This window comes from Bradyrhizobium brasilense (assembly GCF_029714345.1).
In the GTDB taxonomy this organism is placed as follows: Bacteria; Pseudomonadota; Alphaproteobacteria; order Rhizobiales; family Xanthobacteraceae; genus Bradyrhizobium; species Bradyrhizobium australafricanum.
Map to the genome: position 1 here is coordinate 958,010 of NZ_CP121669.1, position 14,874 is coordinate 972,883.

Sequence of the window (14,874 nt, forward strand, 5' to 3'; positions counted from 1 at the left end):
GATAGGTAGCAGCTCCCGAGGAGCTCTTAACTGACCCCAGCCCCGCAATCTCCTCCAAGAATTGATAGAGTCCACTACGGTATGCTCAGCGACAAACGCTTACGGCAGCGTTGAATTTCGCGAGCAGCTGGTCGAATGCGGCTTCAAGGCGGTCATTCCGAACTGTGGCAAATCACAACGAGGAGCAACCGCTGTCGCGCAGCTACATCGCCTCGGTCTACGTCGCCGCATATATTCACGGCAGAACCCCGAGGTCCGCCACGCCCCCCACCGTCGCCCGTCGCCATCGCGAGATCAGGCAGATCCTCAACCATGTCCCGTCAGCTCGAATTCACGTCACTCTCAACGCATGCGACAGCCCCTCAGTTCGAGCTCGATTATTCCTGTCTTGCGCGCTGTCGCAAGGTTATTGAGGAGACAAACGTATCAATGGAATGCCGCCCAAGGAACAATCTGGAATGCCTCAAATGGCGACTATAACGACGGCAACAATCGAAGCGATGGCAATCGCGCTGATACGGTCTCTCAGTGCAAAGACAATAGGGTCGTCGTCCATTTGACGGCGGTTCGCGATCATGAGCGCCCTGCCTATCCAATAGAGAAGAATTGGACAGATGAGCCATAGTGCCTTCGGATGTCGGTACAGCATCTGCACGTCTGGTGATGCAACATAGAGTGCCAAAATCGTGATGGCATTCAAGCCAGATGCAGCAGCTAAAGCAGCAATGATGTCAGCGTCTCTGCCCCTGTAGTCACGATCTGAACGATCTGGGAGGCCGCGGTCGAGTCTCGTCGACAGTTCAACGTAGCGCTTGATTAGCGCGAGCGCTGTGAAAAGGAACATAGAGAACATGAAAAGCCACTGCGAAATTTGAATCTCAGCTGCCACGCCACCCGCAACAACGCGTGTCGCGTAGAGCATTGCCAGCACCACGACGTCCACAAGCATCTTTCGCTTCAAATAGAGAGAATAAGCACTCGTTAGAACAAAATAGCCTGTCAATACGCCGACAAACTCAAGTGAGATTGTGGTCGACACCATCAGAGAAAATATGAGGAGCGCCGGAACGATAAGCAAGCCGGTCCGCAGTTGCAGACGACCACTCGCAAAGGGTCGAGCACGCTTGCTAGGATGGGCGCGATCAGATTTAAGATCTAGCAGATCGTTGAGAATGTAGACGGCCGACGCGCAAGCACAAAAAGCAAGAAAGGCGATAACATCTGTAATGATCTTAGCCAACGTAAATTGATGCGAGGTCGCCGATGGCACAAAGACAAGAAGATTCTTGACATATTGGTGGACCCGAAGGGCCTCAAACCATGCCCTGCTCGCATTCCTGTGATCTAATGCGACGTAGTTACTCTTGAGCGCCACGAGCCGACGCTTTACTGAACCGAAAAGGCCGACCACGTAGGCCCTATCGGCAATCTCCCACACTGGTAGATCTGCGGGAGCGTTGCCAATGTAATCAAAGCCGTTCTTACCGAAGGCAGCCGTGAGTGTCTCGGCCTTCAAAGATCCTGACAAACGCGTATTTGCGTCAGAAGCAAACCAGCCATCAAAGATGCCAAAGTGATCTGCGATGGCCTTAGTGTGCTTCGCGTTGGCCGCGGTAGCCAGGTAAACCTTCCTGCCCCGCTCCTTGGCTGCCTGGATTAACTCCACAACGCAGGTGTTGTACGGGAGAGTCGCATAATCCAGTTCGGATACCTGGGCCAAATGATTCTCTGCGGCCGCTTTGCCGTTGGCCAGAGCCCGGACGGCTGCAAAATTCGCGGGAAGCCCAAGAGGTAAGACGTTCAAAAAAGACTCATACAACACATCCGTGAGCAGCAAGGATCCATCTAGATCTACCACCAAAGGCTTTTCGCAAGACAACTCCGTATCAGCCAGTGTAGGATCATCACTGGTGCGCCGCATGCCCCGGAGGACTGTTGGCAAGACGTCGCCCAGTCGGGCCGGATTGCCGATAAAGGCGATGTAGCCCTCACGATCGACGACAAAGCAAGTAGGAATTCGGAGGGAAGAGCTGGCGTCCATCCAGAGCTTGTTCATTTCGCCTGTGTAGTCGAGCGCGATCCGATAGTTCAGATTCGGGAAGTTTTTGGTCAACCATGCGTCCAACTTGCTTCGAACCTCGTCCGGCGTTGACGCGCATTCACTAGCTGCGACTCCGACGATCTCAAGTCCGCTATCTTTATACCTCTCTTGTAGCTGGATCAGGTTGGGTATTGCTGCCGCGCATGCCCCGCACCAAGCGGCCCAAAATTCGATGATGTACACCTTCCCCGGCTGGAAGCTCGTGAGGAGCGGGCCGCGCAGCCAGCTCCCCGCTTCAATCGGAGGAACGATGGACGCCACACGCCACACCATGTTGCTCTCCAAACTAATGCGAAGCGGCGCACGACATTGCGCGCGGGCCCGCTCTCTCTCTCTCTCTTTCTCTCTTTCAGAAACGCAGGCAGAGCGTTTCAGCGGAAGGAGAGCATCGCTCGTCTTCGTCTGAGTGCACTTAACCCAACTCAGTGTTGGTACATCTCAATAGCAACGGCTGTGCCAGTGAGTTTTGCGCGCGTTAAGCGCCTGATGACACTTGAAGGCTTCCTCCAGCCGCCCGACAGTTGTAGTGAACCTGACGAACTTTGTGCGGATGTTAGGAGTTCAACTCCGATCACGTGCGTCCCGCTGAGCATACTTTGGTGTTTGCTCGTCGTAGCGCATCAGGATCCAGCGACGCTGCTGATCGGAAGTCAGATCACCGTCAACTACCAACATGGGTGTTTGATTTTGAGGACAGAAGCATGCCACCCGTCAACTGGTGGAGGGGTGGGCTAGTCAAAACGCCCGCGTAGAATTCGACATGCAATATGAGCCGAGGTTCGTACTCGCTGGCGGACCTGATCGATCACTCACCCTTCCACTGCAGAAGGGCGAAACGTTCAGGCCTGTCCCAGTCTTGACGTCGTCCTCGCGACGAAAGCGCATGAGCGCATCTTGGATTCGACCGAACTGCCGGTGCGTGTTGACACCGGGAGCGACCTCGCGATCCTCAAGACGGCGTGTCTGTTGGTGCGTAACCTGCGTGAGTGCAGCGATGCCAACATCGGCTCGATTGCAGCTGCTTTCCGAAGATGAAATCGTGGCATTTCTTTATCGATATCGACGGCTGCGGGGAGTGAGGAATAGCGGTGGCTGTGGCGCATTAGATCGATGTTGGTGCGGCAATCAGGATCCAAGAGCCTTCTCCGACAAGGTCCTGTCCGGCTGAAGGAGGGCTCGATGTTGGTCGCCGTTCTCGGAGCCGGGATCATGGGTGCGTCGATTGCAATTCACCTTGCCAGAAATGAAGTGACCGTGCTGTTGTTTGATGACGCCGGCGCCGGCTCCGGAGCGACCCGTCCAAGTTTCGATTGCCTAGATTTCTTTACGGGGGCAACTTCGGACGACATGCGGTTTAGGTCCGAAGCCCTTCACTACCAAGCGCTATGTGCAGGTCAGATTGGTTTGGCGGATGCCGTTCGAAAAACGGGAACGCTGCGTTGGTCAACCAAGTTGAGGCAAAACAGAAAGCTAATACAGGCGGCTAGAATGGCCGAAGCGCTAGGAAGGACGGTAGAGTACTTATCACGAAACGATGCATTAATCCTCGAGCCCAATTTGAGTATTGTGGGGTGTCCAGAAGTTATCGTAAGGGTGCCGCAAGAGGGATGGCTCGATTCTGTTCGTTTCACAAAGCGCTTGATCGACATTGCCGTCGACACGAGGCTCACCCACTGCATCTTTGAAAAATGCAAAAGAATGGAGCCTCTCAACCATGGCGTCGAGCTGTGGACCGATCGAACCTCCTATTTTGTCGATGCAGTTGTCCTGGCCGGCAGTGGCGGAATCAGCCTCCTTCTTGAGGAATTCGCGTGCGCGCCGCTCGCCAACGAAATGCTCGAGGTTCTTACGCTTCTACGGTATATCGGTCCGCCCATCAAACATGTTGTCTTCGCTAATCATACTCATTTCCGGGCAAATGAGCACTCTCTCGTCATCCGCAACGCATTTGACCGCGCGGGCATCCGAGATCCCGGCGTCGCGATTAGAGCTGCAGGAGAGAGTGTCTCGTCGGTAAGGCGCGAACTCAAAGAAGTCCGATTTGAAGACTTCTTTTCCGTGCAGATAGGGAGTCGTCCCGTTTCCGAAGACGGCTACCCGATCGTCGGCCGACTGCCTGGTTTACCGCGGATGTTCGTGGCCGTTACGCAGGCAGGTATCACGCTTGCCCCATATATCGCGCTGCTGCTCTCCAAAGAAATCGCGGAGGACGCTTCGTGTAAGGCGCTGGACCCATTTCGACCCGATCGTTTCATCTGGTGATATGCCAGTATTCGTGGCGGCTAGGTGGAAATCGAGCCTTTCACCGCGCCACAACGTAAACAAACCGTATCTGCCCCGGAACTATACAGGCAGCATTGCAGGATCTATTAAGCGCCCAGCTTTAACAACGAGCTCGACTTCGCCGAGTGCCGCGATGTTGGATATAGGGTTAGCATCGAGAACGACGAGATCGGCCACTCTTTCCGCAGCAATGATTCCCACCTGATCATCAATACCTAATAGCATGGCGGCGTTCCGGGTAATGGCTTCGATGCACTGCATCGGGGTCACACGCCATTCCTGCATCGTCCTGCATTCATCGAGCAAGCTGCCTAAACTATCCGAACCAAAAGCAAGCGTCACGCCTGCCTCAAGGGCATGTCGAAAGCCTACTTGGTGTTGCTCCACGATCTTGGCGCTGTCACGCATGATGCCTTGACCTCGGCCCCAGTCATTTCGCAATTCTTTATAGCCACTAAGGGTGGGCACCAGTCCCACACCTCTTTTAGCCATTTTCCTTGCGGTGGAAGCGCTGAGGAATACGCCGTGTTCGATGGTGTCAGCTCCGGCATCGACCGCGTTCGCGATCGCTTCGTCGCAGAGCGCGTGTGCCATGCATCTGCGGCCATGATGGTGCGCAAGGTCGAAAGCGGCCCGCATGGTTGCAACATCCATGTTGACCGTACTCAATGGCTTACCTTCGGCGAGGCCCCATTCGATGCTGGCCATACACTTGATGAAATCAGCGCCGCGCTTAATCATCGCTCCGGCGGCTTTCTTTGCCTCAAGAGGAGTGTCCACCTCGACAAAGATCTCGTGCGCGTAGCCCGCCGTTTCGGTAAGGCCTTGAGCGACGGCGAGAATGCGCGGCGTGACGACACCGGATCGCGCAATCGCGGACTTGAGCGTCAGCGACAATCCCCTAGGGGCGCCTGCGTCGCGAACTGTTGTTATGCCCTCTCGTAAGTTGACAAGTGCGTTTTGGATGCCGCGCGTGATCATTAGCGCATCGTCGACAGCCGCCCGATCCGTGCGCGAGCCCCGAAGCCGTTTTGTTGTTAGGTGGTCGTGAGCATTGATGAATCCCGGCAAAAGATACTTCCCAGTCAGATCTATAACGTTCGCTTCGGCCCGATCGGCTAGGTCACCTGCAGAGCCGACAGCAAGGATGCGATCGGCCTCCACAACGACCTCGGCATTCGCAATTGGCCTGCCTCCACGTCCATCGATTAATGTTGCGCCACTCAATACCAAACGCATTCTTATCCTCACCGTCCACAGACGGGACAGCTGCCCTACACCCTAGGCGCGACATGCTGTGATGATCTCGGCCTCGTAGGGCATTTCAACAAGTGCATTGCTGTCGCGGTGCTGTTCGAAGAGCGTGTCGAGGGTCGCAAAGATCACATCCTCCCCCTCGTGTCTGATCGCCTTCTGCACGATTGTGAATGACCGCGCACGATGCTGAAACGTCTCGCGATCGATCAGCCCAGTAAAAACGAAAGTGTCTCGCCTCACGTCCATCAGGTCGGCTTCGGCTCCTAACTCGACGGCAATATCAATCTCCGAGTAGCCGCCCTCAGGTCTGGAGTGCCGATGCCGCCGGTAACCGGGAAGTGCGGCCTCGATGACCGAGAGAAAGCCATCCGCAAAGGCATTGCCCTTGTCGTAAGGCTCATACTGAACGATCGCGAAGACGCCCGCAGGCGCCAGGACACGCTGCGCCTCCCGATAGAACGCCGAGCGATTGAAACGATGCACTGCGCTTGCAGCTGTCACCAATTGAGCAGAACCGTCTGCGGCTAGCAGATGTTCCGCGACCCCATCTGCGTAGTGCACGATCACGTCGGTTGTCGTCTGAGTTTCAGCATGCCGCCGCATATCTTCATTCGGCTCAACCGCGACGATTTGGAAGCTCGAGCCGAAAACCGCGGCGAGACTGCGCGTGAACAGCCCGGTCCCGGCGCCGACCTCGATGATGTGACCACTCCTGCAATCACGGAGCATGAACCTCAGTTGTTCTGCAATGCGCCGTGGGTACTCTGGACGAAACCGATAAAAATGGCCGAGACCATCAAAATCGTCCCAGGGCCTGTCAATCTGGCTCGACGTAGGTTGACGCGTTGCCGTGCCTCGCATGGACATGTTATTCTCTCCAAGACGCTAGGCGTCGGTCAATCGGTACTTGTTGTACTCTGCAGCGACGATTGTGAGGGCCCTCTCGAGGATTGAGTCGTCCGATGGGTTGCCGAGGCCGAACCGAATCGCTCGGGGCGGCTTCGCCTCGCCGATCACGAAGCCATCGCTTGTCGAAACGAGCACACCAGCTTGTTCAAGCCTCGTAGCTAGATCGGTACTCGTAACGTCCGGCGGCGCGGGCACCCAGACATGGAGACCCCCGTCCCCGAGCCGGTGATTGATCTTTGTCAGGTGTTGGCGGACTAAAGTATGCCGCGCGACCGTTGCACTGCGAACAGCGTCGAGAATCGTTCCGATCGATCCAGTCTCAATCAATTCTGTGGCGAGTGCAGCGCTGAGCGGCGCCGTCATCCAGAAGGTGGCCCGCACTCCCGGCCAAAAGAGGGCCGCCGCCGCCTCCGTTGATGGGGCAACGACATAGGCCACCTTCATTCCCGGCGCGACACTCTTGGCTAAGCCGAGCAGATACCAAGAAAGTTCTGGCGCAAGGGCAGAAAGCGGCGGTGGCGCATTTCTGGGAATAAGGCTGTAGATGTCATCCTCGATGATAGAGACGCCGAACTCTCTGGCAATCGCGACGACTTCCTTGCGTCGTTCCACGGACATGGTGACGGTGGTCGGGTTTTGAAGCGTGGCGAGAGGGTAAAACGCTTTCGGACGATGCGTCTGGCACACCGTTCGAAATGCGTCCGGGATCATGCCGTCGTCATCCATTCGGACCGGCGCCAGCCTTACACCGTAACGAGCTGCAAAACCTTTGATCGGCGGATAGGTTAGCTCGTCAACCGCCAGCGTCCCGCCTGCGCCGACGAGGCCGGGAATGAGCATGTTCAGAGTACTTTGGGTACTGCTTGTCAGAACAATACGCGCTTCGTCGGGTCGGTAACCCAGGCGCGAGGCGCAGAATTCAGCGCCGGCTCGCCGGTCGGGTTCGGTTCCGCACCAACGATGATGTCCGATAATTTCGCTGAGAGCCCCCTTTTCCAGAATGTTGCTCGTTGCGGTGCTGAGGACCGGATCAAAGACATGTGCTACTGGCGGCGGCGGATTTAACCTAAGTGCGATCGGCTTTTTAAGACGTTCGTCAAACTGGGTCTGAAGTGGGGCTTTCACGGCAGGTGCTGCTGCAAACGCATTATTCATTAGGGACCTCCTAGACGATTCGCTTCCATAAAAGTGATGGCCATTAGAGCCAACGACACTGTAATCGCTGCGGCCGTGGCGATCGGAACGCCTAGGCCTCGGATTGCCGGGACCTTCACGAAGTCGGATACATGGAGGACCGCAAGGACTGAAAAAAGGAGGGCCAACGCCGTTTCGAACGTCCCTCCGGACATTAACGGTCGGAGCAACAACATCACGGCAAGTAATGGAGTATCATACGAAACTGGAATCCCGATAAAACGAGCGTCAGCCGTTAGGCCGACGTTCTCGAAATAGCTCAGCCTAATCGCACCCGACAAAACCAGGAGCAGACTGGCGAAAAACGACAGCGCCGAACCTCGACCAACAAGCATAATGATGGCGGCCGGGAACAAGATGCCATGAATGAAGTCGGCAAAGCCATCGAAGCTCTTGCCGAATTCCGCTACGCCTGGACGGCGAAGATGGCTGGTCTTGCGGGCAACATGCCCGTCCCAATGATCCAGAAACCAAGTCCAGAGCATCGCCGCAACGCCGAGCTCTATCTTGCCATTGAAGGCCAGAAACAGCCCGATGACTGCAAACAGATAGGCGACAGCCGTGATGGCATTTGCATAGTCATGCAGATACCCAAGCATCACGTTGCTCCTCCTGCTCTCAGCGAGTGGGAAGTTGTAATGCGAAGCGCACGGCCCATCGGCAATGCGGAAATCTCTCCGCCAGCGCAGATCTTGGTACCGTCGGGAATCAGCAAGTATCCTGTAATCCGCATTTCAAGACCTTCTGGTGAGGTTCAGGTCGCTGCCTGCCTCATCTTCAGGCTGTTCAATGTCTCGACGACGCGTCTCAATCCCGACTCCATCAGGTCCGGTGGAGCACCGAAGGAGAGACGCAGGCCGTTCACGTCGCCAAACGTTGTGCCGGCGACGCATGCCACATCGGCTTCGTCTAGGAGCAATCGTGCAATATCGTCGGCGGATCGTACGCAACTGTTAGCCGGCAGACCAGCGACAAGTCTGCTGAGATCCAGATAGAAGAAGAATGAGCCGTTTGCGCCCGGCGTGGCCACGTCGTGCAGACCAGACAGAATGAGAAGACCAGAGTTGCGAGCCAGGGACAGGCGCTGATGCATCGTCCGTTCAAAGCTACCGTCACCGAATTGAAGGTGATGCAGGATCGCGTGCTGCGCGATCACATTCGGATTTGATGTCGTGTGGCTTTGCAGCTTCCTGGCCGCGGAAACGATCTCCGGAGGGGCTAAGAAATAGCCTAGACGCCAACCGGTGATCGCCAATTCCTTGGAGAAGGCGTTGACCAGAATCGTGCGTGAACGCACGCCGGGATGAGCCATGACGATCGACTCATGGCGCGCGCCGGTGAATACGAAGCTGGAGTAGCATTCGTCCGAAACGATCCAGAGCTGGTAGTTGATTGCGAGATCGCCGATGGCCTGGAGAGTTGTTCGATCATAGATTGCGCCGGTCGGATTGTTCGGCGAGTTGATTATAATAGCCTTGGTGCGAGGCGTGACGGCGGCGCGGATTGCAGTGATCTCTGGGACATATGTCGGAGGACGAGCCTCAACGAACACGGGCTTTGCACCGGCCAGAAGAACCTGAGACGGGAATGTCGGCCAACAGGGGCGAATGATGATGACTTCGTCAGCTGGATCGAACACGGCCAGGGCAGCGTCGAGCAGTCCTTGCTTCGCACCCGCAGTGATAGCGATCTCATCCTTATTCCAGTCGACTCCAGTTTCCGCCGACATTTTTTCGGCGATAGCCTTGCGAAGCGACGGTAGCCCAATGGAATCGGTATAGCGGTTCGTCCCGGCGTTGATGGCGGCAATCGCTCCTTCGCGCACAGATGATGGTGGCTCGATGATGACTTCGCCGGCGGCCAGGTCAATTACCCGACGGCCTGCTGCGGCAGCCATCGCGGTGGCCTCACGGGCGGCGGCAGTCCCCGAACCTGGAACCAAAGATATCCGCTGCGCCAACATGCCAGTCAACTCCGGAGCTGATTGTGGAGCTTGTGAAGGTGCTCGGAACCGTTTGGCCGCCGCTAAGCTATCTGCGTCTCTCTTATCCGTCTGGGCGAACTCGTCGAATGCCGAAGCAGATCTGAGTGAGCAGTGTTGTAAGCGGCCAGGCAGCGCATCGGCCAGGTTCCTTAGTTAGCACAGATCCTGGTTGATGTTGCGTGCCGAATTCCGAAGGTGTGACTTGCTCAGACGTTCGTAGAGAATGATTGCCATGTGTCGGTTCCTTCGATCAACTGTTAACGTCGGTAGTTGACCGGAGCGCCAATTTTGTAAGTCCCTATTGGATTGATGCAGGGGCTTGTTTGCTAACGATCGACGTGATCGTCCTGGCATCATATCTAGGCGTTCTCCCGAGGATGCACGCATCGTCGAGCGCTAATCGGGTGAGGTGTTTCACTTGTGAACTCTGAGAGATCCGCGTCGCTGGCGCGGCCAAGTTCTCACCGAAGATGCACCGAGCAAAGGGCATCCCGCGTTACATCGTGTCGTTCGTGATCTATGTCAACTGATGTTGCCGTTGGCACATAAGGTGCTGTCGGATCTCTGACACATGTCGCGAGTGCTTCGATACGCTTAACACGCAATCAATCGACTACCCTCTCAAGCCCATGGTTCTACGGGAATCTGCCCGAGCGACATGACTGGTATGACGCTTGCTATCTCTCAGCTCAGGTTCTGGCAGCTTCTGGCGGATTCGGGTTACCATGAGACTTTGATCATACCTTCGCTCGCGGACCCCTGAAAACAACTGGTGTCCGAAATCGACTGGTATGGGCGTCGGTGCCGTGCCGGGAGAGCGGCCGCTGCCATCCAACGGCAGGAGGCCTATGGTGGCTCTGAATGCTCATGAAGAGGTGGTTATGAATATCCCCGTAACTTGGCAGCTCTTTGATGGCTGCGCGGTCGGCTACGATGAGTATAGACCTGGGTATCCTGAGGGCGTCTTTGGCATTCTCTCACGCTATCATGTGGCACCTGGGCCGATCCGCTCAGCTGTAGATGTTGGCGCTGGAACGGGCATCTTCAGTCGGCAGCTCATACAAGCGGTGCCAAGCATCGAGAAGTTGACCTGCATTGACGCGAACTCAGATATGGCAGCTATTGCCAAAGAGCGTTCGGCCAGCTTTGGTGGACTCGACGTGCAGGTGGGGTTTGCCGAGAAACTTCCACTGCCGGATCGTTCATGCGACCTTGTAGCAGCAGCAACATCTGCCAACTGGTTCGATAGGCCGCTGTTCTACCAAGAGGCTGCCCGGGTGCTGAAGCCGTCTGGAACGTTGCTGCTGCTGCAGAACAACCACCGGTACCGGGAGAGCGCATTCCTGGATAATTTCTACAGTTTTCAAGAGCGCCATATCCCTGAATATCGTCGTGGGCAGTATTCGGATTCCTTGGGAGGCTACGGGAAAGCTGATTTTGAGACGGAACTTCGTTCGCATTCGGATCTAATAGCGGTAGAGCGACATAACGTAGAATGGCGTCAGACGGTTAGCGCCAATCAGTTTCGGGGCTACTGTTATTCCATGTCGCATATAAAAAAGGCGATCGACCGGTCTGGCGCTGCCGTGATCGCGCGGGAGATCGATGCGCTTCTGGAGCGTCACCAAGACTCGTCAGGCGATGTGGCGGTTGAATGGCTCACCGACATAGTCTTGTGTAGAGCTAGGCCTTAGAGGAGCCGACTGAGCGCCAAGCTCCGTCTAGAATCTCTCTGTGCGCAGTCTTCGAAGAAGTTCGATGCGTTGCCCAGCGGCTTGGCCACGTCATGAGCTGTGGAATTGTGGTATCGGTGACAATACAGAGCGACATCACGGCTTGTCGGCCGGTTTTCGCGATTGGCGCGGCGCTTATTAGAAATTGGGCCGCAACAGGAGCCTCACGCATGAAAGCTAGCGCCGTCGTCACCTACCAACCGCCGCATCCAGGCTCTTTCTCCGTCCGCAATCTGACATTGAGCTGAACGTGTCGTAGCTGAATAATTGTGCCTGGAGACGGAAATCCTAATCTTGGAGAAATGCGGCATGAGTAACTCGGCCATGATTGGTAATGTCATTCCGCCTGCGGACGTCGTCAAACGCGCAGCGCGCATCGGCGCTGAAATCCGAAACATCAAGCTGTCGGGCGATTTGCCGGACCAGACGATAGCTGCGATCAATAGCGTGCTGCTTGAGCGGAAAGTCATCTTCTTCCGCGACCAAGATCATCTCGACGACACGCAGCAGGAGCGCTTTGCTCTTCGTTTGGGAAAGCTTGTGCCGCATCCGACGCTCGGTGCCACCGACGGAACGGGATCTATTCTCGAGCTTGATTCTGCCCGCGGCGGTGGCCGGGCCGACATCTGGCACACCGATATGACCTTCGTCGATGCCTACCCCAAGATTTCGGTGCTGCGAGGAGTTGTGATCCCACCATTTGGCGGCGATACGGTTTGGTCAAACACCGCGGCCGCTTATCTCGACCTGCCGCCGCCGCTGCAGCGGCTTGCCAACGAGCTCTGGGCCGTTCATAGCAACGCCTACGACTATGCCGTAAAGACCCGCGCCAGCGAGGCCGACAAGAAGTATCATGACGAGGTCTTCACGCGAACGATCTATGAAACCGAGCATCCCGTTGTGCGTGTTCACCCCGAGACAGGCGAGCGCACGCTGGTGCTAGGCGATTCGGTGCTGCGTTTTGTTGATATCCCGAAATACGATGGCCAGAGGCTGTTCGATCTCTTCCAGTCGCATATCGCGGCGCCCGAAAACACCATGCGCTGGAACTGGAAGGAGGGCGATGTCGCGATCTGGGACAACCGCGCTACGCAACATTATCCGGTCAATGATTACGGCGAGCAGCATCGTGTCGTTCGTCGCGCGACCATTGATGGCGACGTGCCTGTCAGCGTCGATGGCCGACACAGCGTGATGCGCATCAAGGCAACCAGGCAGCCGCCCGCGAGAGTCGCCTAGCTGGCGCGCCTCAACGGCGCGTCCCCAACCGGCGACTGATCGGCGGCTTTGACTGCAACTGTGATGACAGCGATACCAATTTGGAGCGGATTGCGTCAGGAGCGGTGTGCTCACATGTAGATGCAGTCGCCATATGCGACGTGCTCTTCGGCTGAGGGAAGTGATCGGAGCCTGATTCCAGCCACGTTGGCGACGTTCCAGAACAAGGCCGCTAAGGGCATTTTACGAATGCGGCAAACTGCAGAGTCCGCAGCGGGGACGATGCATGTTGTTGAACCATCACGACGCCGTCAATCCGCTCCGTTGAGTGTTGCTCTGCTTAGCCTGGAGGTGAGATGCATCTGATCAAGACAATTTCGTCTCAGCGCTTGTCGATGCTTAAAAGGCTCGCGGTCGCGCCCTTCAAGTCGACAACGGCGATGTCGGCAGAGAGTTTGCCGAAGCTCCCGAGCGGGTCGGCGGCCGCGATCTTCACCGACAAGGTCTATTGGGGTGCCGTACGCGGGCTTTATGCTGTGACGCCGGAAGTGGTCAATCTTGAGAATGGGTATTGGGGCATCATGGCCGAGCCGGTGCGGCGTGAGTTCATTCGTCAAACCGATATGGTCAACTACGAGAATACCTACTACGTGCGGCATCGCTCGGCAGCGGATTTCGAAGGCGTGCGCACCAACGTGGCGGCAGCCGTGGGTGCTGCGGTCGAGGAGATCGCGCTCACGCGTGGTGCGACCGAGGCGCTGCAGCTTCTCATCGGCGGCTACAACAGGTTGAAGCCCGGCGACGCCGTGCTCTACGCCGATCTCGACTACGATTCGATGCAGTATGCGATGAACGCGCTCAAGGCGCGCCGCGGCGTCGACGTCGTCAAGTTCAACGTGCCGGAGCCTGCGACCCGGCAGGGCGTGCTGGACGCCTACGCCCGCGCGTTCGAGGTAACCCCGAAGGCGCGGGTCCTGCTGCTCACCCATGTCAGCAATCGGACGGGCCTCGTCATGCCAGTTGCCGAGATTGTCCGCATGGCGAAGGCCAGGAGCATCGATACCATCGTCGACGCGGCCCATTCGTGGGGGCAGCTTGATTTCAAGATACGCGAGCTCGAGGCGGATTTCGTAGGTTTCAATTTGCACAAGTGGATCGGGGCGCCCCTTGGGGTAGGCTTCTTCTACATTAGGAAGGATCGCCTTGCCGACATCGACCGCGACATGGGCGATGAAGACTTTCCCGAGACCGACATCCGCTCGCGGGTGCACACCGGCACGGTCAATTTCGCCACGATACTTACGGTGCCTACGGCCCTCGCACTCCACCAGGAGATCGGCGCGCCCGCGAAGCAGGCGCGCCTGCGTTATCTGCGCGACTATTGGGTGCACCGTGTCCGGGCGTTCAAGGACATCGATATCCTAACGCCGGACGAGTCCGGCCTTTACGGCGCGATTACGTCATTCCGCGTTGCCGGCAAGACGAGCAAGGCCGACAACGACGCCATGGTGGCGAAACTCAGGGACAGCTACAGGGTTCTCACCGTGCGCCGTGCGGGTGTGGCCAAGGGACAATGCATCCGCGTGACGCCAGCGCTTTATACGAACGAGGCGGATCTCGACCGGCTAGTCGATGCACTCGCAGTCGTAACCGGCTCGAAGGCCGGCTGAGGCGCGTTGGTCCTTGAATAGGGCTGCCGTGTCATGGCCGGGAGAAGCTCGGCGAGGCTGGAACGACGGGGACATTGTCTTGATCGGACATCTTGAGGCATATTTCATGGGATCTGCCGATAGGCGCGGCCTCACGTTCGATGAAGCAGACTTGATGGTTTCTGCATGAGCCAATTGTTGGCGTCGTACTTTCCACCGGTAGATGCAATCGTTTTCGCGTCGTCCCCCGAGGATCGGCGAAGCCGGCCGCCTTGAGATATCTCCGCGATAGCTCCGTTCCTTGATGGAGCGTTCACGGCGACGGAGAGGGGACATCTCGACGTCAGGAGCGGCGCCGCGCTTGCCCAGAAGTAGGTCGACTTCGTGGAGACGCCGCTCCGACCATCCGCTGCGGCCGCCGAGGGTCTCGGGGTGCCGCCTGCGATGACCAGCAAGCGTGTCATGCATCTGGGGGAGCACCTTTCGACGCGCCTTCTCAATCGCTAGGAGTGGTACCCCTGATCCTTTGCAGGTAAGCGCGGTGCC

The 14,874-nt window shown here is 57.0% G+C and carries 11 protein-coding genes; 5 read left to right on the forward strand and 6 right to left on the reverse strand.

Annotation, left to right across the window (positions count from 1 at the left end):
- Nucleotides 1-463: 463 nt before the first annotated feature.
- On the reverse strand, nucleotides 464-2,374 hold the full coding sequence (locus tag QA635_RS04330) for a UbiA family prenyltransferase (protein WP_283067191.1): 1,911 nt from the start codon (nucleotides 2,372-2,374) through the stop codon (nucleotides 464-466).
- A 621-nt stretch (nucleotides 2,375-2,995) separates the two neighbouring features.
- Between QA635_RS04330 and QA635_RS04335 the strand changes: the two genes are divergently transcribed.
- Nucleotides 2,996-3,136 (forward strand): hypothetical protein, encoded by a 141-nt coding sequence (locus QA635_RS04335; RefSeq protein WP_283067192.1) that lies wholly within the window; start codon nucleotides 2,996-2,998, stop codon nucleotides 3,134-3,136.
- 144 nt (nucleotides 3,137-3,280) lie between these two features.
- Nucleotides 3,281-4,363, forward strand: coding sequence for an NAD(P)/FAD-dependent oxidoreductase (locus tag QA635_RS04340; protein WP_283067194.1), 1,083 nt, complete (start codon nucleotides 3,281-3,283; stop codon nucleotides 4,361-4,363).
- A gap of 81 nt (nucleotides 4,364-4,444) precedes the next feature.
- On the opposite strand, the gene QA635_RS04345 is transcribed toward QA635_RS04340, so the two are convergent.
- The 5 genes from QA635_RS04345 to QA635_RS04365 form a co-directional block, all read right to left on the reverse strand.
- A complete protein-coding gene (locus QA635_RS04345; RefSeq protein WP_283067196.1) occupies nucleotides 4,445-5,623 on the reverse strand; it encodes an amidohydrolase family protein in 1,179 nt (392 codons plus the stop codon).
- A gap of 42 nt (nucleotides 5,624-5,665) precedes the next feature.
- Nucleotides 5,666-6,508 (reverse strand): class I SAM-dependent methyltransferase, encoded by an 843-nt coding sequence (locus QA635_RS04350; RefSeq protein ID WP_283067197.1) that lies wholly within the window; start codon nucleotides 6,506-6,508, stop codon nucleotides 5,666-5,668.
- Between the two features lie 18 nt (nucleotides 6,509-6,526).
- Entirely contained in the window at nucleotides 6,527-7,705 is a 1,179-nt protein-coding gene (locus QA635_RS04355) for an aminotransferase-like domain-containing protein (protein ID WP_283067198.1), read from the reverse strand.
- The gene (locus QA635_RS04360; RefSeq protein WP_283067200.1) at nucleotides 7,705-8,343 is read right to left on the reverse strand and encodes a CDP-alcohol phosphatidyltransferase family protein; all 639 of its coding nucleotides are present in this window, start codon (nucleotides 8,341-8,343) and stop codon (nucleotides 7,705-7,707) included. Before QA635_RS04360 ends, QA635_RS04355 begins: the two co-directional genes overlap by 1 nt.
- Before the next feature lie 155 nt (nucleotides 8,344-8,498).
- Nucleotides 8,499-9,707, reverse strand: a complete 1,209-nt coding sequence (locus tag QA635_RS04365; protein ID WP_283067202.1) for a pyridoxal phosphate-dependent aminotransferase — start codon at nucleotides 9,705-9,707, stop codon at nucleotides 8,499-8,501.
- Nucleotides 9,708-10,576: 869 nt separating this feature from the next.
- Between QA635_RS04365 and QA635_RS04370 the strand changes: the two genes are divergently transcribed.
- The 3 genes from QA635_RS04370 to QA635_RS04380 all read left to right on the forward strand — a co-directional run bounded on the left by QA635_RS04370 (nucleotide 10,577) and on the right by QA635_RS04380 (nucleotide 14,349).
- Entirely contained in the window at nucleotides 10,577-11,422 is an 846-nt protein-coding gene (locus QA635_RS04370) for a class I SAM-dependent methyltransferase (protein ID WP_283067204.1), read from the forward strand.
- A 348-nt stretch (nucleotides 11,423-11,770) separates the two neighbouring features.
- Nucleotides 11,771-12,700 (forward strand): TauD/TfdA dioxygenase family protein, encoded by a 930-nt coding sequence (locus QA635_RS04375; protein ID WP_283067206.1) that lies wholly within the window; start codon nucleotides 11,771-11,773, stop codon nucleotides 12,698-12,700.
- Nucleotides 12,701-13,215: 515 nt separating this feature from the next.
- Entirely contained in the window at nucleotides 13,216-14,349 is a 1,134-nt protein-coding gene (locus tag QA635_RS04380) for an aminotransferase class V-fold PLP-dependent enzyme (protein WP_283067207.1), read from the forward strand.
- The last annotated feature ends 525 nt before the right edge of the window (nucleotides 14,350-14,874 follow it).